Source organism: Micromonospora sp. NPDC051925 (genome assembly GCF_044548625.1).
GTDB lineage: Bacteria > Actinomycetota > Actinomycetes > Mycobacteriales > Micromonosporaceae > Micromonospora.
Window position 1 is genome coordinate 551734 of the sequence record NZ_JBIUCH010000001.1, and the last position, 25606, is coordinate 577339.

The 25606-nt window shown below is 72.1% G+C and carries 31 protein-coding genes and 1 pseudogene; 12 read left to right on the forward strand and 20 right to left on the reverse strand.

Annotated elements, in window-relative coordinates; translation table 11 throughout:
• Positions 1-127: 127 nt before the first annotated feature.
• The 3 genes from ACIG87_RS02505 to ACIG87_RS02515 all read left to right on the forward strand — a co-directional run bounded on the left by ACIG87_RS02505 (position 128) and on the right by ACIG87_RS02515 (position 2541).
• Positions 128-1078 carry a serine/threonine-protein kinase gene (locus ACIG87_RS02505; protein ID WP_396847411.1) on the forward strand — a complete coding sequence of 317 codons (951 nt, stop codon included), beginning with the start codon at positions 128-130 and terminating at the stop codon, positions 1076-1078.
• Between the two features lie 91 nt (positions 1079-1169).
• Positions 1170-1595, forward strand: a complete 426-nt coding sequence (locus ACIG87_RS02510) for an OsmC family protein (protein WP_396847413.1) — start codon at positions 1170-1172, stop codon at positions 1593-1595.
• A 271-nt stretch (positions 1596-1866) separates the two neighbouring features.
• Positions 1867-2541 (forward strand): hypothetical protein, encoded by a 675-nt coding sequence (locus ACIG87_RS02515; protein ID WP_396847415.1) that lies wholly within the window; start codon positions 1867-1869, stop codon positions 2539-2541.
• Positions 2542-2557: 16 nt separating this feature from the next.
• On the opposite strand, the gene ACIG87_RS02520 is transcribed toward ACIG87_RS02515, so the two are convergent.
• The 5 genes from ACIG87_RS02520 to ACIG87_RS02540 all read right to left on the reverse strand — a co-directional run bounded on the left by ACIG87_RS02520 (position 2558) and on the right by ACIG87_RS02540 (position 7051).
• A complete protein-coding gene (locus ACIG87_RS02520) occupies positions 2558-3082 on the reverse strand; it encodes an ATPase (protein WP_396847417.1) in 525 nt (174 codons plus the stop codon).
• 156 nt (positions 3083-3238) lie between these two features.
• Positions 3239-3685 (reverse strand): response regulator, encoded by a 447-nt coding sequence (locus ACIG87_RS02525; protein ID WP_328346147.1) that lies wholly within the window; start codon positions 3683-3685, stop codon positions 3239-3241.
• A 131-nt stretch (positions 3686-3816) separates the two neighbouring features.
• Positions 3817-4188, reverse strand: a complete 372-nt coding sequence (locus ACIG87_RS02530) for an STAS domain-containing protein (protein WP_396847418.1) — start codon at positions 4186-4188, stop codon at positions 3817-3819.
• Positions 4189-4250: 62 nt separating this feature from the next.
• On the reverse strand, positions 4251-5297 hold the full coding sequence (locus ACIG87_RS02535; RefSeq protein WP_396847419.1) for a B12-binding domain-containing protein: 1047 nt from the start codon (positions 5295-5297) through the stop codon (positions 4251-4253).
• Between the two features lie 2 nt (positions 5298-5299).
• Positions 5300-7051 (reverse strand): SpoIIE family protein phosphatase, encoded by a 1752-nt coding sequence (locus ACIG87_RS02540; protein WP_396847420.1) that lies wholly within the window; start codon positions 7049-7051, stop codon positions 5300-5302.
• A gap of 264 nt (positions 7052-7315) precedes the next feature.
• Between ACIG87_RS02540 and ACIG87_RS02545 the strand changes: the two genes are divergently transcribed.
• Both ACIG87_RS02545 and ACIG87_RS02550 read left to right on the forward strand, forming a co-directional pair.
• Positions 7316-7666 (forward strand): STAS domain-containing protein, encoded by a 351-nt coding sequence (locus tag ACIG87_RS02545; protein WP_396847421.1) that lies wholly within the window; start codon positions 7316-7318, stop codon positions 7664-7666.
• A 91-nt stretch (positions 7667-7757) separates the two neighbouring features.
• A complete protein-coding gene (locus ACIG87_RS02550) occupies positions 7758-8111 on the forward strand; it encodes an STAS domain-containing protein (protein WP_396847423.1) in 354 nt (117 codons plus the stop codon).
• Between the two features lie 85 nt (positions 8112-8196).
• Here ACIG87_RS02550 and ACIG87_RS02555 read toward each other — a convergent pair whose 3' ends face one another.
• The gene (locus ACIG87_RS02555) at positions 8197-8532 is read right to left on the reverse strand and encodes a hypothetical protein (protein WP_396847425.1); all 336 of its coding nucleotides are present in this window, start codon (positions 8530-8532) and stop codon (positions 8197-8199) included.
• Between the two features lie 235 nt (positions 8533-8767).
• Here ACIG87_RS02555 and ACIG87_RS02560 point away from each other — a divergent pair, with 235 nt between their 5' ends.
• Together ACIG87_RS02560 and ACIG87_RS02565 are read left to right on the forward strand one after the other, a co-directional pair.
• Positions 8768-9607 (forward strand): spermidine synthase, encoded by an 840-nt coding sequence (locus ACIG87_RS02560; protein ID WP_396847427.1) that lies wholly within the window; start codon positions 8768-8770, stop codon positions 9605-9607.
• A gap of 157 nt (positions 9608-9764) precedes the next feature.
• A complete protein-coding gene (locus ACIG87_RS02565; protein WP_396847429.1) occupies positions 9765-10871 on the forward strand; it encodes an AI-2E family transporter in 1107 nt (368 codons plus the stop codon).
• 28 nt (positions 10872-10899) lie between these two features.
• On the opposite strand, the gene ACIG87_RS02570 is transcribed toward ACIG87_RS02565, so the two are convergent.
• The 6 genes from ACIG87_RS02570 to ACIG87_RS02595 form a co-directional block, all read right to left on the reverse strand.
• Complete coding sequence (locus tag ACIG87_RS02570; RefSeq protein WP_396847430.1) at positions 10900-12201, reverse strand: NAD(P)/FAD-dependent oxidoreductase; 1302 nt, start codon at positions 12199-12201, stop codon at positions 10900-10902.
• A 209-nt stretch (positions 12202-12410) separates the two neighbouring features.
• Positions 12411-12704, reverse strand: coding sequence for a DUF6510 family protein (locus ACIG87_RS02575; protein ID WP_396847431.1), 294 nt, complete (start codon positions 12702-12704; stop codon positions 12411-12413).
• Positions 12705-12720: 16 nt separating this feature from the next.
• Positions 12721-13482, reverse strand: coding sequence for a ferredoxin reductase (locus tag ACIG87_RS02580; RefSeq protein ID WP_396847433.1), 762 nt, complete (start codon positions 13480-13482; stop codon positions 12721-12723).
• Between the two features lies 1 nt (position 13483).
• Positions 13484-14083 (reverse strand): sulfite oxidase-like oxidoreductase, encoded by a 600-nt coding sequence (locus ACIG87_RS02585; protein WP_396847435.1) that lies wholly within the window; start codon positions 14081-14083, stop codon positions 13484-13486.
• A gap of 97 nt (positions 14084-14180) precedes the next feature.
• A complete protein-coding gene (locus ACIG87_RS02590; protein WP_396847437.1) occupies positions 14181-15200 on the reverse strand; it encodes a TerC/Alx family metal homeostasis membrane protein in 1020 nt (339 codons plus the stop codon).
• A gap of 239 nt (positions 15201-15439) precedes the next feature.
• The gene (locus tag ACIG87_RS02595; protein WP_396847439.1) at positions 15440-15853 is read right to left on the reverse strand and encodes a DUF2267 domain-containing protein; all 414 of its coding nucleotides are present in this window, start codon (positions 15851-15853) and stop codon (positions 15440-15442) included.
• 152 nt (positions 15854-16005) lie between these two features.
• On the opposite strand from ACIG87_RS02595, the gene ACIG87_RS02600 reads away from it, so the two are divergent.
• On the forward strand, positions 16006-16278 hold the full coding sequence (locus tag ACIG87_RS02600) for a DUF2795 domain-containing protein (RefSeq protein WP_396847441.1): 273 nt from the start codon (positions 16006-16008) through the stop codon (positions 16276-16278).
• 255 nt (positions 16279-16533) lie between these two features.
• Here ACIG87_RS02600 and ACIG87_RS02605 read toward each other — a convergent pair whose 3' ends face one another.
• From ACIG87_RS02605 to ACIG87_RS02615, 3 genes are all read right to left on the reverse strand, one after another.
• Complete coding sequence (locus tag ACIG87_RS02605) at positions 16534-17505, reverse strand: pirin family protein (RefSeq protein ID WP_396847443.1); 972 nt, start codon at positions 17503-17505, stop codon at positions 16534-16536.
• Between the two features lie 33 nt (positions 17506-17538).
• Complete coding sequence (locus ACIG87_RS02610) at positions 17539-18465, reverse strand: hypothetical protein (protein WP_396847445.1); 927 nt, start codon at positions 18463-18465, stop codon at positions 17539-17541.
• A gap of 99 nt (positions 18466-18564) precedes the next feature.
• Positions 18565-19359, reverse strand: coding sequence for a DedA family protein (locus tag ACIG87_RS02615; RefSeq protein WP_396847447.1), 795 nt, complete (start codon positions 19357-19359; stop codon positions 18565-18567).
• 243 nt (positions 19360-19602) lie between these two features.
• Here ACIG87_RS02615 and ACIG87_RS02620 point away from each other — a divergent pair, with 243 nt between their 5' ends.
• Entirely contained in the window at positions 19603-19839 is a 237-nt protein-coding gene (locus ACIG87_RS02620; protein WP_396847449.1) for a hypothetical protein, read from the forward strand.
• 14 nt (positions 19840-19853) lie between these two features.
• Here the strand turns inward: ACIG87_RS02620 and ACIG87_RS02625 are convergent, their stop codons facing one another.
• The 3 genes and pseudogenes from ACIG87_RS02625 to ACIG87_RS02635 all read right to left on the reverse strand — a co-directional run bounded on the left by ACIG87_RS02625 (position 19854) and on the right by ACIG87_RS02635 (position 21878).
• The gene (locus tag ACIG87_RS02625) at positions 19854-20114 is read right to left on the reverse strand and encodes a hypothetical protein (RefSeq protein ID WP_396847451.1); all 261 of its coding nucleotides are present in this window, start codon (positions 20112-20114) and stop codon (positions 19854-19856) included.
• Positions 20115-20371: 257 nt separating this feature from the next.
• Positions 20372-21295: pseudogene (locus ACIG87_RS02630) on the reverse strand (helix-turn-helix domain-containing protein); the annotation flags it as partial.
• Between the two features lie 88 nt (positions 21296-21383).
• Positions 21384-21878 (reverse strand): SAM-dependent methyltransferase, encoded by a 495-nt coding sequence (locus ACIG87_RS02635; RefSeq protein ID WP_396847453.1) that lies wholly within the window; start codon positions 21876-21878, stop codon positions 21384-21386.
• A gap of 258 nt (positions 21879-22136) precedes the next feature.
• Between ACIG87_RS02635 and ACIG87_RS02640 the strand changes: the two genes are divergently transcribed.
• A complete protein-coding gene (locus tag ACIG87_RS02640) occupies positions 22137-22961 on the forward strand; it encodes a DUF2637 domain-containing protein (RefSeq protein WP_396847455.1) in 825 nt (274 codons plus the stop codon).
• A gap of 201 nt (positions 22962-23162) precedes the next feature.
• Here the strand turns inward: ACIG87_RS02640 and ACIG87_RS02645 are convergent, their stop codons facing one another.
• Positions 23163-23357 carry a DUF397 domain-containing protein gene (locus tag ACIG87_RS02645; protein ID WP_396847457.1) on the reverse strand — a complete coding sequence of 65 codons (195 nt, stop codon included), beginning with the start codon at positions 23355-23357 and terminating at the stop codon, positions 23163-23165.
• A complete protein-coding gene (locus tag ACIG87_RS02650) occupies positions 23354-24205 on the reverse strand; it encodes a helix-turn-helix domain-containing protein (RefSeq protein ID WP_396847459.1) in 852 nt (283 codons plus the stop codon). Before ACIG87_RS02650 ends, ACIG87_RS02645 begins: the two co-directional genes overlap by 4 nt.
• Before the next feature lie 375 nt (positions 24206-24580).
• Here ACIG87_RS02650 and ACIG87_RS02655 point away from each other — a divergent pair, with 375 nt between their 5' ends.
• Entirely contained in the window at positions 24581-24835 is a 255-nt protein-coding gene (locus ACIG87_RS02655) for a hypothetical protein (RefSeq protein ID WP_396847461.1), read from the forward strand.
• A gap of 184 nt (positions 24836-25019) precedes the next feature.
• Positions 25020-25604 carry a hypothetical protein gene (locus ACIG87_RS02660; protein WP_396847463.1) on the forward strand — a complete coding sequence of 195 codons (585 nt, stop codon included), beginning with the start codon at positions 25020-25022 and terminating at the stop codon, positions 25602-25604.
• Positions 25605-25606 lie beyond the last annotated feature (2 nt).

Here is a 25606-nt window from a genome sequence, read left to right on the forward strand (position 1 = left end):
CACGGGACGACCCCGCAGGGCCGGGCGCGGCACGCGTCGCGGTTTGCCCTGCGCAGTCGCCGGGTACCGGCTCGGGAACGCCATCGCCATCCCGGGCGACGCGGTCGGCATGGACGGGAGCGGGTCGATGAGGACGCTGGCCGGGCGGTACCAGCTCGAACAGCGCATCGGCATGGGTGGGATGTCCGAGGTCTGGCGGGCCCACGACGTCGTCCTGGACCGGCCGGTCGCGGTGAAGCTGATGTCCCCCACGCACGGGGGCGAGGAGACCTCGGTCGAGCGGATCAGGACCGAGGCCCGGTCCGCCGCCCGCCTGGTGCACCCCAACGTCGCCAGCGTCCACGACTTCGGCACCGCCACGACGCTGCCGGGCCGGGAACTGCCGTACATCGTGATGGAGCTGGTGGAGGGGGAGACCCTGGCCGCGCACCTGCGGGCCGGGCCGCTGGACTGGCGCATCGCCGTCCGGGTCTGCGCCGAGGTGGCCGCCGCGCTCGCCGCGGCGCACGCGCACGGCATCGTCCATCGCGACATCAAACCGGCAAACGTCATGCTCACGCCGTCCGGGGCGAAGGTGCTCGACTTCGGCATCGCCACCCCGGCCGGGGCACCCGATCACCGCCCGGACGGCATGGTGGTGGGAACCCCGGCCTACCTGGCCCCGGAACAGTTCGACCGGCAGCCGGCCACCCCCGCCGCCGACATGTACGCCGTGGGCGTGCTGCTCTACTACTGCCTCACCGGACGGTTGCCGTACGCGGCGGGGATCACCGCCACCCAACTGGTCGGGGCCCGCCGGCGGATCACGCCGGAGCCGTTGCCGCCGATCGTGGGGTTGCCGCCGGAGGTGGTCGACCTGTGCCGGCGCTGCCTGGGCGACGACCCGCAGCAGCGGCCCAGCAGTCTGGTGGCGGCGCTGGAGTTGGCGGAGGTGGTCGACGCCCGGGTCTACGTGCCGATGCTGGCCTCGGTGCCCCGGCCCCGGACGGCCACGGTATCGCCGTGGACCGAGCGGGCCGCCGCCGAGGCGACCGAGGCGGTGGCGTTGCACGACCGGTCCCGTACCGGGCCGGTCTGACCCGGTCCGCCGGCCGCGCGCACCGGGCCGGGCCCGGCGTTTCACCCGTTCGTGGCCGGGAACCCGGCCGGACGAGTGAGGGAGGAACGCGATGCCGGATCCGAGTTCCTGGCTGCACGAGGCCAGCGCGACCGCCACGGGCGGACATGTGCGCACCGACGACGGAGGGCTGTCCACCGCGCTGGCGTCGCCGCTCGCGCCGCACTGCACCGGGTTGACCCCGGAGCAACTGCTCGCCGCCGCCTTCGCCTCCTGCCTGCACCACGCGGCGGTCGAGGCGGCCGGGGAGATCACCGACGAGGCCCACACGGTGCAGGTGACCGCGGAGGCGAAGCTGGGGCGCGACGGCGACGGCCGGTACCGGGCCGACGTGCACGCCAGCATCTCGTCGGTGGGGCTGAGCCGGGACCAACTGGCCGAACTGGTCGCGTACGCCGACCGGCTCTGGCCCTTCTCCAGCGATGACAACAGTCGGCACCGGCTGACGGTGAGCGCGGCCGAGAACGGCCGGCGCTGAGCGCGCCAGGCGGTCGCCGTCCGACCGAGGTGCCCGCCGGAACGACCACGGACGCCTCCACCGAACGACCGATGATCAGACATCGATCGGCGCGGTTTGCTTCCCGCCCATCAAACAATGAACAAAGAGGAATAAGCGGTAAGAGCGACTAGTGTTTATTGCGGCCTTGACTGGTATTTGGGGAGAAAATCCCGGCAGATAGCGATGAACTGTGGCGCATGCCACCAATGCTGTCGGTGGCACGGGTCCGAAACCTCTCTAGCCTCGGCGGGTGCACCCGGACGACACCGCTGAGCAGCAGCTGACCGAGAAGCGCCCGGCTAGCCCTTCGACCGGGGTGACCTCGGACGAACGGAGGATCGGCCGGCACCGCGCACCCGAGCCACCCCGCCGCGGAGCCCGCGCCGCGCCCGCCTCGGCCCCCGCGCGGATCGCCCTCGCCGGTGGCGTGGCCTGCTGCCTGGGGCTGGTCGCGTTCGCCGGTGCACACCGCGTCGACCGGCAACCCCGGCCCGTCCAGGAGGTGCTGGCCGACCGGGCCGCCGACGAGCAGCGGGCCACCCGCTCGCGGGAACGGGCCGCCTCGCCGCGCGCCGTCCCGGACCCCACTGCCGGCCCGACGACCAGCCGCAGCACCGCACCGCCGCCGAAGAAGCCGGCCCGCCCGACCCGTCCCCGCCCGGTCGCCGGCCTCACCCAGCTCCAGATGGACAACGCCAGGGTGATCGTCGACGTCGGGGTCGACCTGGGCGTGCCCCGGCGCGGCCTGGTGATCGCCGTCGCCACCGCCATGCAGGAGAGCAACCTGCACAACCTCGCCAGCGACGTGGTGCCCGAGTCGTACGACCATCCGCACCAGGGCAGCGGTTCGGACCACGACTCGGTCGGGCTGTTCCAGCAGCGCCCGAGCAGCGGCTGGGGCACCGTGGCCGAGGCGCTGACCTGAGCCACGAGCGGCCCGCTCAGGCCACCCGGGTACCCGGCTCCGGTTGGTCGACCGGCACCTCGTCGGCGCCGGTGGCCACCCGGGTCGCCGGAACACCACCGGCGGCAGCGGTAGGGGTGTCGGCCGGCACCGTCTCGACGGTCAGCCCGGTCAGGAGCTCATCCGCCCGGGCCGCCCGGTGACGCCGTTCATGCAGCGACGCCTCGAACTCGCGGCGGGCCTGCACCGCCTCGGCGTACACCCGCTCACGCAACTGCCGGGCCTCCTCCCGGGCGGCGTTCAGCTCGCCCCGCGCGCGGGCCAGGATCTCGGCCGCCGCACGTTCGGCCGACCGGGCCGCCGCCCGGTCACCGTCGGCCTGCCGGCGATCGACCAACGCCAGGACCAGGGTGGACTCCTGCCGGATCTGGTCCGCGTCGCGCCCCGCGCCGGCGACCACCTCCGCCCGCGCGGCGAGTCGGGTCAACCGGACAGCGAGCTCGTCCAGGCAGGAATCGACCTGCCGCCGGTCGTAGCCGGACTCAACGACGGAGAACCTCATACGTGTCGCCCCCCAGGAAGCTGGTACGTCTGTCCCAGCTCGATCCTCGCGGCAGCGGACGACCACGGAGGCGGTTCGGGAAAAATATTCGGCAACTGAGGGGCCACCCCGGACCGGACGGCCGGCTCAGGGGACACGCCGGGACGATCCACCCGATCAGGACCGCTTCGGCAGCACCACGACCCGGCCGAAGAACTCGTCGATCCGGCGCACCACGTCGTTGAAGTCGTCCAGGTCGATCGGTTTGGTGACGTAGGCGTTGGCCTGGAGGCTGTAGCTGCCCACGATGTCGGTGTCCGCGTTCGACGTGGTCAACACCACGATCGGGATGGTACGCAGGTCGTCGTCCCGCTTGACCTCGCCGAGCACCTGACGCCCGTCCATCCGCGGCATGTTCAGGTCGAGCAGGATCACGTCGGGGCGACGGGCGTCGACGTGCCGGCCCTCCCGCCGCAGGAACTCCATCGCCTCCTGGCCGTCGCCGACCACGTCGATGACCTTGGCGATCTCGGAGTCCGCCAGGGCTTCCTCGATCATCAGCACGTCACCCGGGTCGTCGTCGACCACCAGGATGCGGACGGGGTTCGTGGCGCCTCGGTCCATGGGTCCAACCTGTCTGTGTCGGCGATCGGGGGGCGACGCTTTCGGTACCCCGTCGGCGGGGAAACTGAACGCGATCGTCCGCGAGGCGGGAAACCCGGCTCGGTCACCCGCTGGCGGGGAAATTTAGCCCATCACCGGGCGGACGGTGACTGCGGGTCGGCGGTATCCGGCTGGTAGCGCAGCACGTCGGCCAGGCCGGTGATCTGAAGGATCCGGTCCACCCGGCCGGTCGCCCCGAACAGCCGCAACCACCCGCCGTGGGCGGCAACCAGGTTGTCACCACGCACGAAGGCCGCGATGCCGGTGGAGTCGCAGAAGGTCAGCTCGGTGAGGTCGAGCAGCACGTGCCGCTCACCGTCGGCGGCGAGCCGGTCGATCTCGGCGTTGAGCGCTCCGGCAGCGCTGAGGTCCAGCTCGCCGCCGAGCCGCAGGCACACGCCGCCACCGTCCCGCTCGGTGTGCGTGACGGTGAAGGTCAACGTCGTCCCTCTCGCTCCCACCACAGGTACACCCTTGCAGTGCAGCAAGTATACGCGGCGCTCCCCGGTCGGGCCGCAACGCCGCGTCAGCGCCGCACGCCCCCGGACGCGACGGTCGCCGCCGTGCCCAGCGCCACGAACCGCCCCGCCCGGGGGAAGTCACGCAGGGCACGGCCGTAGTGGCCCAGGGTCGACGCGACCGACCCGGCCGGAACCCCCCGGTTGGTCAGGATCGCCACCCACCACGCGACGAAATCGGTGAACAGCACCGGGTCGTCGACGTAGACGGCAGCGGCCAGGAAGTCCAGGGTGTGCCCCAGGTCGCTGATCGTGGCATCCCACTGGGCCGGGGTGTAGTCCCCGACCGACGGCACCCGGGCACGCAGGTCCGCCAGTGCCGAGTCGATCAGCTCACCGCGCCGCTTCACCAGGCTGGCGTACTCGTCGTCGACGAGGTGGGACAGGTCGGCGGGGAGGACCCGGCGCAACGCCCGCTCGTCGGCGACCAGGTCGGCCGCGCCCGGGGCGTTCGGCGCCCAGGCGACACCGAGCCGCCGGGCCCACCGGCCGTCGACACCGAACCCGCGCCCACCGACGACCACCGGCACGTCCGAGCGCCGGCACGCCTCGATCATCCGGTGCGCGTGCGGCAGCCGCATCGGCAGGGCACAGGCCAAGGCGACCGCGTGCGCGTCGTGCCGGTGCAGGTACGACACCAGGTGGGCGGCCGGGACACTGGCGCCCAGGAAGGTTACCTGCCAGCCGCGCAGGCGCAGCACCTCGGCGACCAGCCGGGGCGGCAGGGCGTGCCACTCACCGTCCATGCAGGCCACCACGATCCGCCCCCGGGTGGGGCGCGGATCGGCGTACGCGGCGATCGCCGCCACCACCCGCTCGCTGATGTGGGTCGCGGCGTGTTCCTGCGCCACGCTCCACTCGTTGCGGGCCCACCGCTCCCCCACCTCGGTCTGGGCCGGGGCCACCAGGTCGAGCAGCACCCGCTCCGCCGGAGCACCGGCGTCGAGCAACCCGATCGCCACCTCGATCGCGCCGTACTCGTCCGCCTCGTCGAGGTGGGCCAGAAAGTCACCGAGAGCGTGGGACGGGTCGGCCGAGGCGGTCGGGGCGGTCACGATCAGGAGGTCCTCTCCTCGGCCGTGCCCGCCATGGCCGGCACGGAGTGCAGGTGCCGCCGGGGACGGCCACCCGGACCGGTGGCCCGCAAGGCGAGCACCGCGATGTCGTCGTGGTCGCCGTGCGCCAGCCAGTCGCAGGTGATCTGCTCGATCCGCTCGGCGAGCGCCGGGGCGGGCATCCGCTGGCAGGCGGTGACCGCGTGGACCAGACGGTCCTGGCCGAACTGCTCGTCACCGCGCCGACCGCCCCGGGCCTCGGTCACCCCGTCGCTGTAGAGCAGGCAGGTCTCCCCCGCCGCCAGCCGTACGGTGACCTCGCCGATCCGGGGGTCGGGGACCACGCCGATCAACATGCCGCGCAACGGCACCGTCTCGACGTCGCCGGAGTTGCGCAGCACCAGCGGCGGCAGGTGCCCACCACCGGCCATGGTCAGGGACAGACCACCGTTGCGCTGCGGGCGTACCACCCCGAGCACCATGGTCGCGAAACGGCCCTGGCCGTGCGCCTGGGTGGTTTCCAGCAGGGCGTCGTTGAGCAGCTTCAACAACCGGCCGGGATGCGACTCGACGCGGTACAGCGCCTGGAGACACTGGCGCAGCTGCCCGGTGAAGACCGCGGCCTCCACCCCCTTGCCGGAGACGTCACCGAGGAAGAACACCGAACCGCCGTCGGCCAACCGGTGCGCGCCGTAGAAGTCGCCGCCGATCCGCAGGCTCGCCTGGGCCGGCCGGTACGCCGTCCCCCACTGCACGCCGGCCGCGCCGGCCGGCTCCACCGGCACCAGACTGGCCTGGAGGGTGTCGGCCACCTCGGCCTGGTTCCGGTAGAGGATCGCGGTGGTCAACGCGGCGCCGGCCCGAGCGGCGAAGGCACGGACGAGTTCCACGTCGGCGTCGTCGTACCAGCGGGTGCGGCGGGCCACCAGCAGCACACCGGCCGGGGTGTCCCGACCGGGCAGCGGAACCACCCGGGCGGTCACCTCCCGGGCCGCCAGCCCCGGCAACCAGCCGGCCTCGGCGGCCTGCTCGACCAGCCAGTCCACCGCGTGCGGTTCCACACCGGACAGCCCCTCGGCGATCGCCGATGGCAGCGCGGCGGCGGGCAGCACGCCGCTGTCCACCGTGGGCGACTCGTCGTCGGCCCGGGTCGCCCGCCACCACCGGGCCCGCCCCGCCCGGGGGGCCAGCACCAGCACCGCCACCTCGGCCAGGGTGGGTACGGTGAGCCGCACGACGGCGGCGGCGGCCCGATCCGGGTGCAGCGGGTTGCCCAGCTTCTCGCCGACCACGGCGAGGAAGGCCGACCGGGCCCGCTCGGCGAGCAGCGCGTCCGCGCGGGAGACGCTGTCGGTGACGTCCTCGACATACAGACAGCTGCGGGATCCGGACAGGGGCACCCGGCGGATCCGCAGCCGCCGACCGTGATGCCCGAACCCGTCCGGCTCGGCGGCGACCTCGGTCAGCACGGCGATCCCGGGGGCGGCCAGGTGCCGGCCGGGTGCCACCTCGGGCAGCAGCCGCTCGGCGACCGGGCTGACGTGCCGAACGACGCCGTCGGCGTCGCAGACGATCAGGCCCTCCCGGAAGTGCTCGACGACCTCGGACCAGGCGGGCTCGGGGTTACCCCGGTCCGGGGACGACGGCGGCAGCACGGCGGGGACGCCGACGGACCGTGCCGCAGCCCGTCCGGCACTCGGCGTGGAGAGCCGTCCGTCGCCCGGGTCGAAGCCCCTGACGTCGGCAGCAGTCACCAGCTGAGCCCCACTCCCCTTGTCGCCATCCGCCATGCTGCGGAAGTGGCCCGTATGTTCCAATGTTCCGCTCAGCCTACGCCGGAACGCCGGTACCGCCACCGCACGGCGGCTGCGCACCGCGAACGCGCTGTCCTGCGGGCTCGCCGGGGGATTGTTACGATCCGGCAAAGCCCGGCCCGACCGTCCGCCCCGACCGTCGGCCCTGCGGAAAGGCGTGCTGTGGTCCCCGATGGAAGGAATCCCGAGGCTACCCCGCTGACCATGTCGGTGGACCTCGCCGACCCCCGGTCGCCGGTCATCTCGGTCGGCGGTGAGCTGGCCTTCACCACCTCCGGGCCGTTGCGTACGGAGGTCGACCGGGTGTTGACGACACGGCCGCCGGTGATCGTCTTCGACTTCTCCGACCTGCTCTTCATCGACAGCACCGGGTTGTCGGTCATCGTCCACGCCTGGCGCGAGGGACAACGGGCCGGGACGCTGATCCGCCTGCGTGCCACGCCCCGGTTCCTGACGACCATTCTCGACATGACCGGGGTCACCGGCCTACTGGCGCGTCCGTTGCCGGAGCAGTACGTCGTCGCCGCACCGGAACGGCCCGCCGCGTCCGCCTGAACCCCCGCTGCCCGTCCGAACCCCGGACGGCTCCCGGGTCCGCGCAAACCCCAGGCGTTTCCCGATCACCGGTTGCTGGGAACATGGGGGCATGCGCCCGCAGCTGTTGTCCATCGAGGTGACCCGGCTCGACGCCGGACGCGCCCGGCTGCGGCTCACCGGTGACCTCGACTTCGACACCGCGCCGGAGCTGGTCGACGCGGCGGTCCGGGCCCGCGCGGACGGCTGCCACGAACTGACGATCGATCTCGGCGGGGTCGGCCTGTGCGACTCCTCGGGCCTGAGCGCCTTCGTGGTGCTCAGTCAGGGCGGTGCCGGTCCGGTCCGGTTGACCGGGGTCGGCGCTCGGCTCCAACAACTGCTCGACCGCACCGGCCTCGCCGAACTGCTGGCCGTGGAGCAGCCGGCGGTGGACGCCGTCGACGACGTCCGTGAGGTGGGCTGAGCCACCCCCGCCGCCGGGGTGGCCCCCGACCCTGGGACCAGGGGCCGGGGGCCGGGAGGAGGGCCTGGGCGGTGTCGGCCGGCTGTCAGGCGGCGACGACGGTTTGTTGCGCCATGACGACGGGTTGCCGGCGCGGCCCCGTCGACCGCGGCTCGGCAGAAGACGGAGGTTCGACGTCCTCCGGCGAACCGGAATCGGGCAGCTGGAACAGGTACCGGACGAAGCCCCCACCCGACTCGTTGTCCTCCGATCCGGGCCACTGACCGGCGCAGTCCATGCCCACCACCTCGCGGGCCGAGCCGTCGGCCTCCTCCACCAGGGCCCACAGACTCACCGGGTAGCACCGCGTCGCCCCGGATCCGATCTGCCACCGCGAGTACCAGCCGGGACGAGCCGGGACGATCTCGACGATCCTCTTCATGACGACCTTCCCTTCCGCGTGCCTCGGAAGACCTCCGGTCGCCTCGATGATCTGCCTCGGACGGGTGAGCACCCCTCACCCCCGGCGAATGAAGCGGCGGACGCAACCCGCTCGCCGGCACACCGAGGGCACGGCTCTTCTCCTACGAGCTGACGAGCTGACGGCGTGGGCGGATCAGATCGCCCAGAGCTGCCGGGGCCGGCACCCAGGGCCGGATCTGGGCTAACGTGCCGGCATGGACCCTGCCGCCGCCCAGCGGATCGACGCCACCCAGCGGGTCGACAACACCCGGGCCGACGACGACCGGCTGGAGTTGGTCGTCGACCCGGCCCGCCGCACCGGGCGCACCCTGCTCGCCGGGGGCGTCGCCCAGTCGTACGTTGACGTGGTCGATCCGGGCCACCTGCACTTCGAGTACGTCCGCCGGATGGCCGCCCTCGTCGACCTGGCCGCCCCGGCCGGCCGACCGCTGGACGTGCTGCACCTGGGCGGTGGCGCGCTGACCCTGCCCCGGTACGTCGCGGCGACCCGCCCCGGCTCGACGCAACGGGTCGTCGAGCGGGATCCGGCGGTGGTGGAGCTGGTCGACCGGGAACTGCCCCCGGTGCCACCACCGGTACGGGTCGAGATCGCCGACGCGCGGGAGGCGGTCGGCCGCACGCCCGACGAGGCGTACGACCTCGTCCTGGCGGACATCTACCGGGCGGCCCGGATGCCGGCGCACGTGGCCGGCGTCGAGTTCGTCACCGAGGTGGCCCGCACCCTGCGGCCGGGCGGCGTCTACCTGGTCAACGTCACCGACCTGCCGCCGCTGGTCTTCACCCGGGTCCAGGTGGCCACCCTGCGCGCGGCCCTGGCCGACGTCTGCCTGGTCGCCGACCGGCGGATGTTGCGCGGCCGGCGGTACGGCAACGTGGTCCTGGCCGGCACCCGCGCGCCGGGCCGGTTACCGGTACGGCGGCTGACCGCTCGGGCCACCGCCGACCAGGTGCCCGGCGGGGTGCTGCACGGGACCGCGCTGGACGCTTTCGTCGGTGGCGCCCGACCGGCCCGCGACGCCACCCTCATCGGCTGACCGCCCCGCCACCGGGCGCTCCCCGCGTGACGGCCGGCTGGGTTCCGGCCCCTGACGCCGGGTAGCCGCACGGCCGGGTGGGTTCCGGTCCGTGAAACGCCGGGTAGCCGCGCGGTCGGGTGGGTTTCCGTGCTCTGACGCCGGGTAGCCGCGCCGGATGAGTACCGCCGACGACCGGTGCACCGCCCGCCGGGCTCTGATCGTGATCGGTCTGGTGCTGGCAGTTGTCGTCGGGCTCGGCCTGGTCTGGTCCACCCGTCGGGTGCTGATCTGGATCCTGATCGCCGCGTTCCTCGCGGTGGCCCTCAAACCCCTGGTGGACTGGACGGAAGGCCGCCTGGTGCGGCACCGGGCCACGGCCACCCTGCTGGTCTTCCTGGCGGTGTTCGGGCTGCTGGTGGCGGTGGGCGCGGTGATCCTGGTGCCGCTGCTGGACGAGCTGGGCCGGTTCGCCGATAGGGCCCCTGAGCTGCTGCGGCAGACCCGCGCCGGCCACGGGCCGGTGGGGGGCCTGCTCGACCGGCTCGGCCTGCTGGAGTACGCCCGCCGCCACTCCGACCAGGTCCAGCGGTACGGCGGAGACCTGCGCCAGCCGGCGGTGGACCTGCTCCGGGGCGTGTTGCAGACCCTCGCCGGGCTGGTCACCGTCGTCGTGCTGGCCTACCTGATGGTGCTGGAGGCGCCCCGGATCATCCGGGCCATCCTCGGGACGGTCGGCGATGGCGCGGCGACCCGGTTGCGTCGGATCGGGCGGGGTACGTCGCGGACCATCACCGGCTACTTCAGCGGGAACCTGCTGATCAGCGTGATCTGCGGCGCGGGGACGTACGTCGTGCTGGTCCTGATGGGGGTGCCGTTCGCGGCGGTGATCGCGCTGCTGGTGGCGGTCACCGACCTGATCCCGCTGGTCGGCGCGACGCTCGGGGCGATCGTCGCGGCCGGGGCCGGTTTCCTGCACTCCCCCACCGCCGGGATCGTGGTGCTGGTCTTCTTCGTCGTCTACCAGCAGGTGGAGAACCACCTGCTGCAACCGCTGATCATGTCCCGAGCGGTCCGGCTCAACCCGCTCACCGTGCTGGTCAGCGTGCTCCTCGCGGCCGAGCTGGCCGGGCTGGTCGGGGCGTTGCTGGCCATTCCGGCCGCCGGGATCGTCCAGCTCCTGCTGCGCGAGTTCGCACCCGCCGGCCGGTGGCGGGCCCCCGACCCCTGCGCTGACGGCGACGGCGAGACCAGCACCGGCAACGGCGGTCCGGCCGCCGGATGACCCCGGCGACCGGACCGGTCAATTCCGGTCAGCGGGTGTGCACCGCCACCTCGGGTGAGGAGCTCTCCAGCGGTACGGCGTTGGCCGGGACCAGACCGAGCTGCGTCGCCGGCCGGGGCAGGGTGGCATCGAGCAACCAGTCCGCACCCACCCGTGCCCGGTTGCCGGGCATCGCCAACAGGTGGTAGCCGCGGGTGACCGCCTTGGCCGGCAACCCGGACAGCGACAGCTTCAGCGGGTTCGCCGCCGCGTCCTTCCCACCCAGGTCGACGACCCAGCCCAGGTCGTGATGCTTGTACGGCCGACGCCTGCCGTGACCGTAGGAGGCGGCGATGTTCTGCCCGGCGAGCTTGCCCTGCCGCTGCGCGTGCTGCGCGGTCATCGCGCAGATCTGGCCGGGGCGGGCCAGGTCCGGCACGGCGGCGGCATCACCGCAGGCGTACACCTCGGGGAAGCCGGGGACGTTGAGGTACTCGTCGACCACCAACCGACCCTTCTCGGTCCGCAGACCCAGCTGGGCGACGAACGGGTCGGGGCGTACCCCGACGCACCAGGCCAGCGTGCAGGTCGGGACGTACTCGCCGTCGGTGAGCCGTACCCCGTCGGGGGTGGCCTCGGCGACCGAGGTGCCCAGCCGCACGTCGACACCCCGGCGGCGCAGCACCCGGTCGGCGGTCTGCGACATCCGCTCGTCCAGCTCCGGCAGCACCCGGGGGGCCAGGTCGAGCAGCATCCAGCGGGGGCGGACGGTCAGCCGGGGCCGTTGGGCCCGCAGCGCGTCGGTGAAGAGTTGCCCGTGGGCGGCGACCTCGGTGCCGGTGTACCCCGCGCCCACCACCACGAAGGTGGCGCGGGCCTGCTGCTCGGCCGGGTCCTCGGCCTGCTCGGCCAGCTCGATCTGGCGGACCACGTGGTCGTGCAGGTAGACCGCCTCGGGCAGGCCCCGGAAGCCGTGGGCGTACTCGGTCACACCGGGGATGGGGAGCAGCTTGTTGACGCTGCCCACGGAGAGCAACAGCCGGTCGTAGGCCAACTGACCCCGGTCCCCCTCCGGGTTCGTGAAGCCGACCCAGCGGTTCTGCAGGTCGACCCGGTCGGCCTCGCCGACGACCACCCGCACGCCGGGCAGCGTGCCGGTCAGCGGGACGGAGATCCGGGTCGGCTCGATCACCCCGGCGGCCACCTCGGGCAGCAACGGCAGGTAGAGGAAGTAGTCGGTCGAGTTCAGCAGCACGATCTCGGCCCGCCCACCGGCCAGCCGGCGCAACGTCTTCGCCGCGTGGTAACCGGCGAAACCGGCCCCCACGATCACCACACGAGGTTTCGTCATGACCGCTCCCTTCCCGGCGGCCCGCACGACAAACGTGTCGGACCACCCCCGACGGCCCGACCCGGGGTGCCGCCGACCCGGCGGCGTGGGCGCAGTGGGGCGGTGACGGGAGCCCGGCTGCCTCACACCGGGTAGACGTCCCCGCTCCGGGGGTGCTGCCGGCCGGCAGCGCGCACGCGCGACCGGCGGGCGGCCACGCGCCGCGCGGCTCAGAGGGGGCGGGGGAACGGCTGTCCGGTCGGCATCGGCACCTGCAGGTAGGTGGCGCCGCGCAGGTCCAGCCAGGCCCGGTCGGGGGCACGGACCAGCCGCAGCATCACCTCGGCGCAGGCGGGGCAGCGACCCACCAGCCCGGGGGCGTGGGCGTAGACGCGCAGGCCGGCCATCGGGCCGACCATGCCGCACGAGGCGCACCGCCCCGTCGCCGCGCTCAGGTCCACGGCGAGCAACTCACGCAGCGGCCCGTCGAGCATGTTGCCGTCCAGGTAGGACATCTCGGTCATCGGCGCTCCTCGCCGGTCAGCCGGTGGGCCCGAACCGTTCGGTCCGTACCCGCCGGGTCTGGTGGCCCAGCCCCACCAACAGGTCCGCGACGGTCTCCACGAAACCGGTGGGGCCGCAGACGTAGCAGAGCGGTTCCAGCTCCGCCGGCCAACCGTGGGTGTTCACGTCGGCCAGACCCACCCGGTGCGGTTCGCCCCGCCACCCGTCGGGCGCCTCCCGGGTGTAGACGTAGGTCACGTCCAGACCGAGGTCGTCGCGGGCGCGGGTACGCAGCTCGTCGGCGTAGATGACGTCCGCCGGGGTGCGCACCGAGTAGATCAGCCGGAACGGCGCGCGGTTGCCGGCGGCCCGGCGGGCCCGCACCATCGCCATCAACGGCACCACCCCGGAGCCCCCCGCGACCAGCAGCACCGGATCGGTCTGCGCGGGCCGCCAGACGAACCAGCCGCCCACCGGCCCACGCACCTCCACCGGGTCGCCCTCGGCCCAGGCGTCGGTCAGGTACGGCGACACCTCACCGTCGGGCACCCGCTGCACGGTCAACGCGACCTGGTCGCCGTCGGCCGGGCCGGCCAGCGAGTACGAGCGGGCCGCCTGGTAGCCGTCGGGGGCGGTGAGCCGGAGGTCGACGTGCTGCCCCGGCAGGTGCCCCGGCCAGCCGGGCACCGCCAGGATCAGGGTCTGCGCGGTGGGCGTCTCGACCCGGCGCCGCACCAGCCGGGCCACCCGCCAGCCCAGCGGCGCGGCCACCCGACCGCCCGTGCTGACTGTCGTCACCTCAGTCGCCCTGGTAGCGCTGCTCGCGCCACGGGTCGCCGTAGTCGTGGTAGCCGGCGGTCTCCCAGAATCCGGGTTCGTCCTCGACGGTCAACCGCAGGCCGCGCACCCACTTGGCCGACTTCCAGAAGTAGAGGTGCGGCACCAGCAGCCGGGCCGGCCCGCCGTGCTCGGCGGGCAGCGGTTCGCCCTCGTAGCCGTGCACCAGCCAGGCCCGCCCGTCGCGCAGGTCGTCCAGTGGCAGGTTGGTGGTGTAGCCGCCGTACGAGTGGGCCTGCGCGTAGTCGGCGGCGGTGTCGACGCCGTCCAGCAGCACGTCCAGCGAGACCCCCTGCCAGCTGGTGCCGAACTTGGACCACCGGGTGACGCAGTGGATGTCCACCGTGGGGGTCTCCTGCGGCAGGTCCATCAGCTCCGCCCAGGACCAGCGGAGCTCGGTGCCGGCCTCGGTGCTCAGGACGAACTCCCAGCGGTCCAGGGGAACCCTGGGGGTCGGCCCGGCGGACAGGACCGGGAAGTCCTCGGTCAGGTACTGCCCCGGCGGCAGGGCCGGGTCGGTCGTCCGACGTCGGCCCTGGAAGCCCGGTGACACGATTCCCACCCGTCAGTCGTACCACCCGGCGGGCGTGGGTGGGAGGGTTCGCCCGGACTGCGGCGCAACCGGCGGCTTTCCGTTGCGGGCCGCCGGTCACGCACCGTCAGTGGCGTTCGGTGACCACCTCGGCCTCGCCGGGCTCCCGGTCACGGGTGGCCCGCAGGCTGGTGAGGGTGACCACGACCAGGACGCCGATGATGACGCCGAGCGAGGCCAGCGTCGGGATCTCCGGCACGCCCGACCAGATCCCGTGCGCCCAGTGCAGGCCGAGCTTGACGCCGATGAAGGCCAGGATGATCGCCAGGCCGTAGCTGAGGTGGACGAGACGGCTCAGCGCGGCGTGCAGCACGAAGTAGAGCGCCCGCAGCCCGAGCAGCGCGAACGCGTTGGTGGCGAAGACCAGGTACGGGTCCTCGGTGATGCCGTAGACGGCGGGCACCGAGTCGACCGCGAAGACGATGTCGGTGGCGAGCACCGCGACCACCACCAGGGCGAACGGGGTGAGCGCCCGCCGGCCGTGCTGCCGGATCGTCATCCGGGTGCCGTGGTAGTCGTCGACCACCGGCATGAACCGGCGCAGCAGCTTCACCGACCGCATCTTGTTGATGTCGACCTCCTGCTCGTGCCCGGACAGGGCGTCGCGCAGCAGCTTGACCGCGGTGGCGATCAGGATGACGGCGAAGAGCAGGAAGGCGAAGTCGAGGGTCTGCAACGCCGCCGCGCCGAGGGCGATGAAGATCGCGCGCAGCACCAGCGCGCCGGCGATGCCGTAGAGCAGCACCCGTTGGGCGAGCACTGCGGGCACCGCGAAGGCGGCCAGCAGCAGCATGAAGACGAAGAGGTTGTCCACGGAGAGCGACTTCTCGACCAGGTAGCCGGTCAGGTACTCGACGCCCTGCTGGGAGCCGAACCGGGACCAGACCCACCCGCCGAAGGCCAGCGGCAGCGCGATGTAGAACGCCGACCAGCCCAGCGCCTCCTTCATCGACACCTCGTGCGGACGACGGGTGACCAGGAAGTCGAGGACCAGCAGGGCGAGTACGCCGACGATGGTGACCGCCCAGAGGGTCGGTGTGCCGACCGACGACAACTCACCGGCAGAAAGGTACGACACATCAGTCATGAAGCCTCCTCGAACACCGTGCCATGTTCGAGGTCTCCTTCACCCACATTCACCGTGGGCAACCACCCGAGGCGTGCCCGGGGCACGCCGTACTGACCGGTATGGTTCGTGGGAAGTACTCCCCTCGTGCGGTCCAGGTTAGGGCAGCCCGGACCACTCGCCAAGTCGGGGGCACCACCGGCCGGGCATGGTTGCCCTGATCAACGGCTGTGTGCCGGGTAGGACGGGCGGCCAGCGGGTCAGGCGCGGCGCAACGCGGTGACGCCCGGGGTGAGCGCCGGCTCCACCAGATCCCGGTAGTCGCGGGGCAACTGGATCACCAGATCGTCGAACTCACCGCCGCTGACGGCCTCACGTACCGTGACGAAGACGGCGCGCACCACCTCCCGGGCAGCCGATTCGTCCAGGTCGGCCCGTTGCGCCACCCGGGCGACGAACTCGGCGGCACCGAACCGGTCGGCCGCCTCGGTGCTCGGGCTGGGCCGCAGGGCCAGCCGCAGCGGCACCGGCAACTGGGTCGCGAGGTCGAGCACCTCCCCGCCGGTCAACCGCTCGGCCAGGGTCGCCAGGGTCGCGTGGACCAGCGCCACGGCCCGCTCCGGATCGGTGCGGATACGCCGGGCCACCTGGTCGACGAAGGTGTCGTAGTTCATCTGGGGCTCCCTTCGGCATGGGGCCGGTCGGGTACCCGCCACGGCGACCCGGAAACGACGCCGATCTCCCGCTCGGCCGGCGAGTGACCGGCCGCCGGACGGGTAAGCGCCGCCGATCGTGACCGGATCGAGGCGGCGAGGAGGCTCACCCGATGGCCAGTCGGACCGAAGTCCTGCGTTACCTGTCCAGCCTGGACTACCCGGCGGAGAAGGACGCCGTGGTGCGTCAGGCCGAGCAGGAGGGCGCCCCGCCGGACGTGCTGCGGGCGTTGCGGGCGCTGCCGCCGGTGGACTACGCCAACGACGCCGAGGTGGCCCGCTCCGCCGGCATCGACGCCGCCCCGGAGGTCGGCCCGGCCCAGCGTGCGCGGCAGGCGAGGGACAAGCGGCACCAGCGGGTCTCGCAGCATCTGCGCGGCATCTGAACCGCCCGCGACGGGTCGGCGGTAGGCGGAGTACGCCGGCCGGCCGGCCCGGAGGTGTGCACCGGGTCCGGAAAGGCGGGCGCCCCGGGTCACGAACCGCGACCTGGGGCGCACGCGTGCCTGTTCACCGGCGAACCGCCGGGTGGCCACCCGAACCGGGCGGGCATCACTGCCACGATCATCATATGGCAGGCCATCACCCGGACGGCTGATTTCGGCAATACTGTGGGCGAGCACACGGCCCGTATGAGCAGCTCAGCCGTGCAGGCCGCCCCGCCGGTCCCGGGCCTTCAACCGGATGCTCGGCAGCTCCGGGGCGGGCAGCGGCGGGGCCCCGTCGTCGGCGACCAGCCCGAACCGGCGGCCGGCCATCCAGTCCTCCCGGGCGGTGGCCACCTCCTCGTGCGAGCGACCGACGAAGTTCCACCACATGACCAGGGGCTCGTCGAACGGCTCGCCGCCGAGCAGCATCAGCCGACTGCCCGGGTCCGCGGTCACCTCCAGCCGGTCCCGCCCCGCACCGAGGTAGAGCAGCGCGCCGGGTTCCAGCGACAGGCCGTCCACCCGGGCCCGGCCGGACATCGCCAGCAGGGCGTACTCGAAGTGGGGCCGCAACCGCGGCGTCGTCGGTGCCGGACCGCGCGCCACCAACTGCGCGCCGAGCAGCGGGGTGTGCACCACCGCCGGGGACGCCTCGCCGCCCAGCTCACCGACGAGCAGGGTGTGCTCCCAGTCGCCGTCGCGCCACCGGGGCAGGTCGGGGTGGTGGGCGAAGCCGGCCGCGCCGGCCCGCGCCGGGTCGGGCAGCGCCACCCACAGCTGCACGCCGTGCATCAGCGGCGGATGGCTGGCGGGTGACCGCTCGGAGTGGGCGATGCCGTGCCCGGAGGTCATCACGTTGAGCTGGCCGGGCCGGATCGGCTGGACGTTGCCCAGGCTGTCCCGGTGCACGATCTCGCCGTCGAGCAGCCAGGTCACCGTCTGGAGGCCGGTGTGCGGGTGTGGCGGCACCTCCATGCCCGGCCGCTCGACGACGTCGTCCGGCCCGAAGTGGTCCACGAAGCACCACGCCCCGACCATCCGTCGCGCCCGCTGCGGCAGCAGCCGGCGCACCGTGGTGTAGCGGCCCAGCGGCACGTCGTGGCCGGGCAGCAGCACACTGCCCGGGTCCTCGGCAGCGACGCCGGGCGGTCGGGTCTGCGCCGGCAACGATTCGGTACGGTCCACCGCTCGACTCTATGTCGACCCGCTCACCGTGGTTCAGTCCTCGACGACGGTGACCGTGTTGGCACCGGCGACCAGGTCGAGGTAGAGCCGGTCGGACACCCGGTCCCAGTCCGGCGAACTGACCGTGGCCCCGCGGGCGAGCCCCTCGCGCCGGTCGCCGTACAACACGACGCTGCCCGCTCCGGAGCCGGCCCGGACCCGGGTCGGGGGGCCGTCCGGCGCCCGGACCACGAACTGGTTGACGCCCCCGGTCATCCGCACGGTGAGGGTGCCGGTCGTCGGCGGCAACCGCAGGTCGACCCGGGCCGCGCCGCCGATCAGCTCCACCCCGGCCAGGCGGGTGTCGGCGAGGTCGAGGACGTGGTCGCTGACCCCGCCGATCAGCCGCAGCCGCCAGGTCAACCGCGAGTTGAGCACCACGTCGACGACACCCCGGCCCGGCTTGTCCCTGCGCGTCACCCGCAGCTGCACCCGATCACCGGACACCTCGGGCCGGGGCGTCAGGCCGGCGTCGGTCGGGCTGCTGATCCGGTACAGGTCCGCCCCGAGGTCCTCGGTGCGCAGCCGGAACGAGGTCACCCCGTCCATCAGTTCGAAGGTGGCACGGCGCAACCCACCGACCGGCGCGGTCGCGATCCGCTCGGCGGCGGCCTCGGCAGCGCCCGCGCCACCGGGCCTGGCGGCGGCCGTCACCGGCGGCGGCCCGTCGCGTCCACCGGAGAAGACCATCCCCAGCCGGTCCGGGTTCGCCATGGTCACCACCACCGCGATCGCGCCGAGCCCGACCACCAGCACCGCGGCGGCGGCCAGCAGCCGCGCCCCCCGGGGCCAGCCGGACCGGTACGACGTGTCACCGCTCTCCGCGAACCCGACCGGCTCGCCGGTCACCTCGATCACCGGCTCGAAGACCGGTCGCTGCTCCCCCGTCGTAGGACGGTGTCCCTGGTCCGGCTCCGCCATCGCGCCTCCCCTTCACGGTCCCCGCACAGCAGTACGTACACGCCGCCGGAACGGATCATTCCGGCGGCGTACCGCTGCGGTGCTCGCGACCGGTCCGGGTCAGTCGGTGTCGCGTCCCCAGGAGCCACCCCGGTAGACGGTCCCCCGGTACGTCGTACCCTCGCCGGATTCCGAGGGCCAGGCGGTGTCGTCGCCGGACGCGACGTCGGCGGTCGGGGCGTCGGCACGGGCGGCACGGGCCCGGCGGACCCGGTTGACCACGAACCAGCCGGCGACGGCGACGCAGACGACGATGACGACCTTCTGGAAGGACCCGACGTACTCCTCGACGACGTGCCAGTTCTCGCCGAGCAGGAAACCCGCCATCACGAAGGTGGTGTTCCAGATCAGGCTGCCCAGCGTGGTGTAGAGCAGGAACGTCAGGATCGGCATCCGCTCCACCCCCGCCGGGATGGAGATGAGGCTGCGGAAGATCGGGATCATCCGCCCGAAGAACACCGCCTTGACCCCGTGCTTGAGGAACCACGCCTCGGTGCGGTCCACGTCGCTCAGCTTCACCAGTGGCAGCCGGGCCGCGATGGCCCGCATCCGGTCGCGGCCCAGCGCCGCGCCGATGCCGTAGAGCACCCACGCGCCGACGACGGAACCCAGTGTCGTCCAGAGGATCGCCCCGACCAGGCTGATCCGCCCCTGGGCGGCGGCGAACCCGGCCAGCGGCAGGATCACCTCGCTGGGGATCGGCGGGAACAGGTTCTCCAGCGCCACCGCCAGCCCCGCACCGGGGCCGCCGAGCCGCTCCACCAGACCGGTGACGTAACCCACCGGGCCCTCGTCCGAGGGCTCGGCAGCGGACACGACCGTGCGAGGGCTGAGCGCCAGGGAGCGTGGGATCATCCGACAAAGTTACGAGCCGGTCGACGAATCGACCACGCGGACCGCTCCCCCGCCGTCCGCCGCCCGGCGGCGGGCGACGGGGCCACGGGCGGTCGACAGCGGGCCACGTGCCGGGTCGGACTGACAGGGCCACGTGCCGGGTCGGCCTGACGGGGCCACGGACGGCTGGGCCGGCCGGATACTGTGAGCCGGTGATCGGGCGGGTGGGGCAGCTGTGGCGGTATCCGGTCAAGTAGATGCTGGGTGAGCGACTGCCGTCGGCCAATCGGCAGTTCACCGCTGCCCACGACGCCCCCGCCGGTCCGGCACCGCCCCGATGGTCTCCTCGACCGGTGGTCCAAGGTGGAGCAGGTCGTACGCGACGAGTTCACCGAACGCTTCCGCCCATGGCCAGCAGCGGCGACGCGTGCCACAGCGCGGGCAGTGGCCCTCGACCTGCTGATGCTCGGCGAGAGTGCGCCACCATCCGCGTGGTACTGATGCGGGGACGACGCTCATCGGCTTGCGGCGTCGAGTAGCACATCGGCGTCGACCAGCAGTTCCTGACACCAGGGGGCGCGGCAGTCGGACGATTCCCAGCCGCATCCGGCGAGGTGCGCGTACACCCACACCATGCCCAGTTCCCACGATTCGTGGACGCGGACCAGGTCGATGGTGAGGGCGTGCTGACCGAGGACCCCGGGACTGGACTGCCACTGGTGCGGCTCCAGGCGGACACGCTTCCCCTCGGCGGCGGCCAGCCTGGCTTCGCTCATCGCCTGAATACGCCGACCGATGCCGGGGGATGGGGTGGATTGGACGCTGGCGAGCCAGCTCCACAGCCCTCGGATCATGTTCACCCTGCCTCTCTCGCGGTAGCGGAGGTGGCGACGGCCACCAGACGGCGTCCTCAACGCCAGGTGACCCGCCGCCACCATGCGCTCACGCTAAGCAGGCACGGAGGGTGGTTAAGGTACGCGGTGTACCCGGTAACGAGATGTACCTACTCCTGCGCGGCGTTGATCCGTTGCGCCAGGTCGACCGCGCACATCACCGCGTACACGTCGACCAGTGGCCGGGACACCCTCGTCCGCAACCCCACGTAGCCGGCGGGCAACGCACGCTCGACGACCTGTCGCGCCGTGTCCCAGTCCGACCATGCCCCCTGGTCGCCGGTCCGCGCCCGGGTCAACGCCATACACAGGTGCAGATCGGCCAGCATTTCCGGATACTCAGTGCCCCCGTCGGCGACCCGGGGCTCGATCAACGCCCGCGCCTCACCGAGGCGGGCCAGAGCCTCGTCGCCACGGCCGACCGCCCGGAGCACGTGCGCGGCGTACCAGATGGACTGGGCGATGGCGAGCGGGTCGTCGGAATCGAGGGCGGCAGACATGCCCCGGTCCACGGTCAGCCAGCACAACTCCCGGTCGCCATGCCAGGCCAGATACGCCTGGGCGAGGTGGTAAGCCTGAGCGAGGTGGGTGAGGGCCACCCGTCGGTCGTCGCCGGCGTGCAGCCGCGCGGCCCGCTGGGTGGCGTCGAGCAGGCCGGGCAGAATCAGGCCGACTTCGGTCCGTTGGTGGCGGCTGGTGTGCCAGGTCTGCCAGGCAGAGTCGATCGCACCGCGTAGGTAGTCGGGGCTGTCGGGGTCGCCGTCGACGGTGATGTGCCAGGCACCGGTGAGCGCACGTCGGACGTCGTCGACGGCGGGGTGGCTGGGCCGGCCGTCGAGGCTGAGCGTGACGGCCGAGCCGAACAGATCGGCCAGGTCACGCACACCGAGGTGGGGCGCGAGGCGCTGGGCCGCCTGCAGGGTCAGTGACCTTCGGCCACACTCGATGAACTTGACCGTCGTGGGGCTGAGTCCACAGAGCCCGGCGAGGCGCTCACGGGAAAGGCCAGCAGCCCGACGTAGTCGCTCTACGCGCTGCCCTGGGGTGGGAGACTCGTCGACCATCGGGCCACCTCCGTATCGGGTACGTCGTGTACCCCACGGTACGCCCGTACCATCCGGAATGGCCGATGTCGAACGCCGACATCGAGTCTCACGGCTTGCGGGCGACGCCGCCGTACAAGCTCACCTCGTCCACCGTGGGCCGTGGCTGCGGTTCGGCTTCGGCCCGCCACCCGGCCACCGAAATGAGGCCGGGCTCGACCACGTCCAGTCCGTCGAAGAACCGGGTGAACTCGTCCCGGCTGCGCAGGCTGATCGCGTCGGGCGAGCTACCGCTCCGGGTCGCCGCGCGGGCCTCCTCGGCCACCTGCGGGGGGAGGTGGTCGTAGGTGGCGTGCGACGCGGCCAGGTAGCTGCCCGGCGGCAGTTCCGCGAGCAGCCGGCGGACCACCTCGTACGGGTCGTCGGGGTCCGGCACGAAGTGCAGGATGGCCACCAGCATCAGGGCGACCGGCTGCGACAGGTCGAGGGTGCGCCGCAGCTCGGGGTGGTGCAGGATCTTCTCGGGATCGCGCAGGTCGGCGTCGATGTAGGCGGTGGCGCCCTCGGCCGAGCTGGTCAACAACGCCCGGGCGTGGGCCAGCACGATCGGGTCATATCAAGCCGCGTTGTGCACACACGAACGATCACTGCCCGCCAGCCATGCAGGGCCAGGGCCGGCAAGCACCGCTCCGAGATGCAGCGCTTCCCTTCTCGGCGCTTTCAGTACCTTCTGTCCGCAATGGTCAGTTGTCTGTGACCCCAGTAGGATTTGCTCGGGATGTTCACGGCCCGATGCGGTTCTGCTACCGGCGGCAGCTTTCGTGCTCGCGATGTCGGCTTCCTCGGGTGAGGGGGCGGCGCTATGAGCAGCCGTGCGGACAAGGCGTTGCGTGTGTTGACCGGGCTGACGGTCGCGGGGTTGGCCGTCGTGGCGGGGGCGATCTCGTTCGCGCATATGACCGAACTTGCTATCGAGCACGGTCAGACCGGTTGGAAGGCGTACGCGTTCCCGATCAGCGTGGATGGTCTGGAGATCGTCGCCAGCCTGTATCTGGTGGCGCAGCGTCGGGCCGGTCGCCCAACGGGCTGGGTTCCGTGGGTGGCGCTCGTGGTCGGCACCGTGGCGAGCCTCGCGGCGAACGTCGCGGTCGGCGGTCACGACCCGATCGGCAAGGCCCTTGCGGGGTGGCCGGCGCTGTCCATGCTCGTGTCGGTGAAGCTGTTGTTCAGCATGATCGACCACGGTGAAGGTGATCAACGGACGGTCCGGGACGACCAGCGGCCGTCCGCTGATCGTCCGTCCGCCCCGGGGACGGTCCGGGGGACAGCCCCGGACCGGGGACCGTCGTCCGGGCCGACACCGGACGGGCGGACGGGCGAGGACGGCCCGTCCGCGACCGAGGTCGGCTCCACCCCTGTCCAGTCGGCCGAGTCCGGCAAGGAGCCCGCGCGGGCCGAGATCCGGGCGATCGCTCACCTCATCCCGGCGGCGCGGGCGGCCCGCTCCGTGCTGGCCCGGGAAGGCCGGTCGCTGTCGCGAAACGGGCTGGCCGACGCGATGCGCGACGACGGGCACGGCGTGTCCAACGCCCGCGCATCACTGCTGTTGAAGATCCTCCGAGAGGAGGGAGACACCTCGCTCGGTGCTGTTACGGCCCTGCACGGACGGCCGGGCGCAGCTCCGTAACCGCGCCGGAGGTTGGCTCCTGGGTCGTGCTCTGTGCTACTGCGATGATCGGGAAGGGTGGGAGCCGAAGCTCTGGCGACGCGCCCAGGAGGTCAACGCCCAGCGTCCTCGGTCGCTGCTTGCCTGCTTTGAAGCGCAAGCAGCGACCCCCAACATGCATGGGAGTCGCCGTCCGTCCGTGACTGGGTTGGTGGGCTCACCTCACGAGTTGAACCGTCCTGCCTTCACGTCGTGCATGAAGGCGGCGAACACGTTGTGCTCGAACCCGAGGATCGGCCCGGTCGGGTTCTTGGAGTCCCGCATCTCCACCCGGCCGTCCCTGTCCCGAAGCTCGACGCAGTTGCCGTTACTGTCGGAGCGGCCGGACTTGCGCCACTCCGGCCCCAAGGCGGTCATTTGAACTCCTCTGCCGCTTTCCTGATGAGGTCGACTGATCTGTCCTTGCTGAGCGCGTCTTGCTGTATCCGCGCGAAGGTGTCTCTGTAGTACGCCGTCTCGCTCTCAGGGTAGATGTTGCCAGCCATGGTTTCGAGGTAGATGACGTCGCCTTCGCCTTCGAAGCTCAGGATGACGAACGGGCTGGTGCCAGCGTAGGCACCCTCGGAGAAGGGGACCACCTGCACATCGACGTTCGGTCGTTCGGCCAGTGCGGCGACGTGCAGTAGCTGCTGCCGCATGACATCGGCACCCCCTACCTTGCGACGGATCACGGCCTCATCGATGACGACGGAGACGACCGGGGGATCGTCACGATCAAGAATACGCTGCCGCTCCGCGCGCACCTGAACGCGTGCCTCGATCCTGTCGGCGGTCAGGCGCACCGGTCCCGACGTGAGCCGCGCCTGGGCGTAGGCCGAGGTTTGCAAGAGTCCAGGGATGATCATCGGCTCGAACGTTCGGATCTCGGACGCGGCGGCCTCGAACTGGATCAGTGCCGCGTACTCCGGTGGGATGAGGTTGCCTCGGCTGTACCGGTGCCACCAGCCGCGGCGGCCCGCCTCTCCGGCGATCTCCAGCAGCTCAGCCGAGGTCTGCTCGTCGGCACCGTAGGCGTCAAGCAGCGCTTTGATCACCTTCACTCCGGCCGCGACCTGCGCACGTTCGATCCTGCTGACGTGGGAACCGGAGACGCCGGCAGCCTCGGACGCCTGCTCCAACGTCATCTCGGCGTTGTCGCGAAGACGCCTGAGTGCCATTCCGAGTCGTCGCCTACGCACCGTGGGGGCAGCAGCCATGGCGGACATCCTGCCATCTCGACGGTGAGGCCTCGTGGTTGGCCTCCCGCTTCGGGGCAACTTTCGAGAAAATTTGCCGGACAACTTGCCAGACAATTTGCCTGGCCGCACACTATGAGTGTTGGTGCCGCGACGTAGGCGGAAGTCCGAAGTGCGACTCAACGGGCGAATTGACCCGAACTGCCGGCGCGATCAACAGCGCCCCGGAGAAGGGACGACCCACCATGTTGTTTGGAGCCGTTCTCGCCGCTTTGGTGGTGGGCTATCTCGCCGGGCTGTGGTCTTTCAAGGTCAAGAGTCGGTGGTGCCCGTGTTGCGGCGCGACTACGAGCGATCTTGTCCACGAGCATGTCGGGCATCCCCAATCGGGTCGGGGCGCGTGACATGACGACGATCTATCACGGCGGTCAGCAGCTCGATCAAGCGCAGGCGATGTTGGACCGGCACGCGGTGTCCAGTGGTGACGGGTTGTGTGTGGAGTGCAGGGTGCTCGGCCCGTGCCGCGTCAATGAGGCGGCGGCCAAGGTGTTTCGGCTGTCGGCTCGGTTGCCTCGGCGGCAGCCCGGTGCGACGCGTCCGGAGTTGATGGGTGTCGGGCGAGGCGGCTTCGGTTGGTTGTCGGCGCGAGCGGCGGGTTGAGGTGTCGGCCGTTGTGGCGGCATCACTGCGGGGCGCGCAACCGTTTACTCGCCTCGCCCCTGTTCCCGCCGGCACGAGTAGAGATCAGGAACGGGTTCACATCGTGGCGTATCGACCAGGACCGAACGACCTAGTCCGGGCGGCGCGGCTGGCGCTGCGGTCCCCGTCGGGATCGGGTCGGCCGATGTCGCGGCAGGAGTTGGCCGAGGCGATCAACGCGTACCTGTACGAGCACGCGGGGCGCATGTCCGCAATCCACGCACGCTACATCGGCACTCTGGAAAGAGGCCAGACTCGATGGCCGTCCGCGCACTACCGCATGGCGTTGCGCGCGGTGCTGGGTAGGGCTACGGATGCCGAACTCGGCTTCTTCGTCATCCAGGGACACGCCAACGATCCTGACGTGAACCAGGTGGAGCTGGCGGCACCCTCCGAGGCCTCCGATGCCGCACCCACCGGTTTCCTCGCAGGGGTGCCGCCGGTCGTCTCCGCAGCCCCAGAGGACGCGCTTGCCGGCGCGGTGGGCGGTGGATTCCCGGTCGAGTTGGCTTGCGTGGCGGTAGTTCAGGTGAGGGCGATCCCCGGTGAGGCGGTCACGGTCGTCTGCCATGACGGGTCGTCTGGCTCCGTCGCGGTGGTGGCCGGGCCGGTCCAGGTGCTGATCGATACCTGCGGCACCGAACCGGCCACCCGTGGCCTGGCTGCCGCCGGTGCACCGGTCGCGGACGGCGCTCAGGCGTACTCGATCGTTGACCGATGGGCACGGTAGTG

Excerpts from the sequence above, each read along its gene's own strand:
- ACIG87_RS02615 (WP_396847447.1), bottom strand. The coding sequence starts at position 19,359 with ATGATCCCACGCTCCCTGGCGCTCAGCCCTCGCACGGTCGTGTCCGCT.
- ACIG87_RS02510 (WP_396847413.1), top strand. The coding sequence starts at position 1,170 with ATGCCGGATCCGAGTTCCTGGCTGCACGAGGCCAGCGCGACCGCCACG.
- ACIG87_RS02655 (WP_396847461.1), top strand. The coding sequence starts at position 24,581 with ATGACGACGATCTATCACGGCGGTCAGCAGCTCGATCAAGCGCAGGCG.
- ACIG87_RS02625 (WP_396847451.1), bottom strand. The coding sequence starts at position 20,114 with ATGAGCGAAGCCAGGCTGGCCGCCGCCGAGGGGAAGCGTGTCCGCCTG.
- ACIG87_RS02575 (WP_396847431.1), bottom strand. The coding sequence starts at position 12,704 with ATGACCGAGATGTCCTACCTGGACGGCAACATGCTCGACGGGCCGCTG.
- ACIG87_RS02570 (WP_396847430.1), bottom strand. The coding sequence starts at position 12,201 with ATGACGAAACCTCGTGTGGTGATCGTGGGGGCCGGTTTCGCCGGTTAC.
- ACIG87_RS02600 (WP_396847441.1), top strand. The coding sequence starts at position 16,006 with ATGGCCAGTCGGACCGAAGTCCTGCGTTACCTGTCCAGCCTGGACTAC.
- ACIG87_RS02590 (WP_396847437.1), bottom strand. The coding sequence starts at position 15,200 with ATGACTGATGTGTCGTACCTTTCTGCCGGTGAGTTGTCGTCGGTCGGC.
- ACIG87_RS02525 (WP_328346147.1), bottom strand. The coding sequence starts at position 3,685 with ATGGACCGAGGCGCCACGAACCCCGTCCGCATCCTGGTGGTCGACGAC.
- ACIG87_RS02565 (WP_396847429.1), top strand. The coding sequence starts at position 9,765 with ATGAGTACCGCCGACGACCGGTGCACCGCCCGCCGGGCTCTGATCGTG.
- ACIG87_RS02560 (WP_396847427.1), top strand. The coding sequence starts at position 8,768 with ATGGACCCTGCCGCCGCCCAGCGGATCGACGCCACCCAGCGGGTCGAC.
- ACIG87_RS02610 (WP_396847445.1), bottom strand. The coding sequence starts at position 18,465 with ATGGCGGAGCCGGACCAGGGACACCGTCCTACGACGGGGGAGCAGCGA.
- ACIG87_RS02545 (WP_396847421.1), top strand. The coding sequence starts at position 7,316 with ATGTCGGTGGACCTCGCCGACCCCCGGTCGCCGGTCATCTCGGTCGGC.
- ACIG87_RS02505 (WP_396847411.1), top strand. The coding sequence starts at position 128 with ATGAGGACGCTGGCCGGGCGGTACCAGCTCGAACAGCGCATCGGCATG.
- ACIG87_RS02640 (WP_396847455.1), top strand. The coding sequence starts at position 22,137 with ATGAGCAGCCGTGCGGACAAGGCGTTGCGTGTGTTGACCGGGCTGACG.
- ACIG87_RS02645 (WP_396847457.1), bottom strand. The coding sequence starts at position 23,357 with ATGACCGCCTTGGGGCCGGAGTGGCGCAAGTCCGGCCGCTCCGACAGT.
- ACIG87_RS02595 (WP_396847439.1), bottom strand. The coding sequence starts at position 15,853 with ATGAACTACGACACCTTCGTCGACCAGGTGGCCCGGCGTATCCGCACC.
- ACIG87_RS02550 (WP_396847423.1), top strand. The coding sequence starts at position 7,758 with ATGCGCCCGCAGCTGTTGTCCATCGAGGTGACCCGGCTCGACGCCGGA.
- ACIG87_RS02650 (WP_396847459.1), bottom strand. The coding sequence starts at position 24,205 with ATGTCCGCCATGGCTGCTGCCCCCACGGTGCGTAGGCGACGACTCGGA.
- ACIG87_RS02660 (WP_396847463.1), top strand. The coding sequence starts at position 25,020 with ATGTCGCGGCAGGAGTTGGCCGAGGCGATCAACGCGTACCTGTACGAG.
- ACIG87_RS02555 (WP_396847425.1), bottom strand. The coding sequence starts at position 8,532 with ATGAAGAGGATCGTCGAGATCGTCCCGGCTCGTCCCGGCTGGTACTCG.
- ACIG87_RS02520 (WP_396847417.1), bottom strand. The coding sequence starts at position 3,082 with ATGAGGTTCTCCGTCGTTGAGTCCGGCTACGACCGGCGGCAGGTCGAT.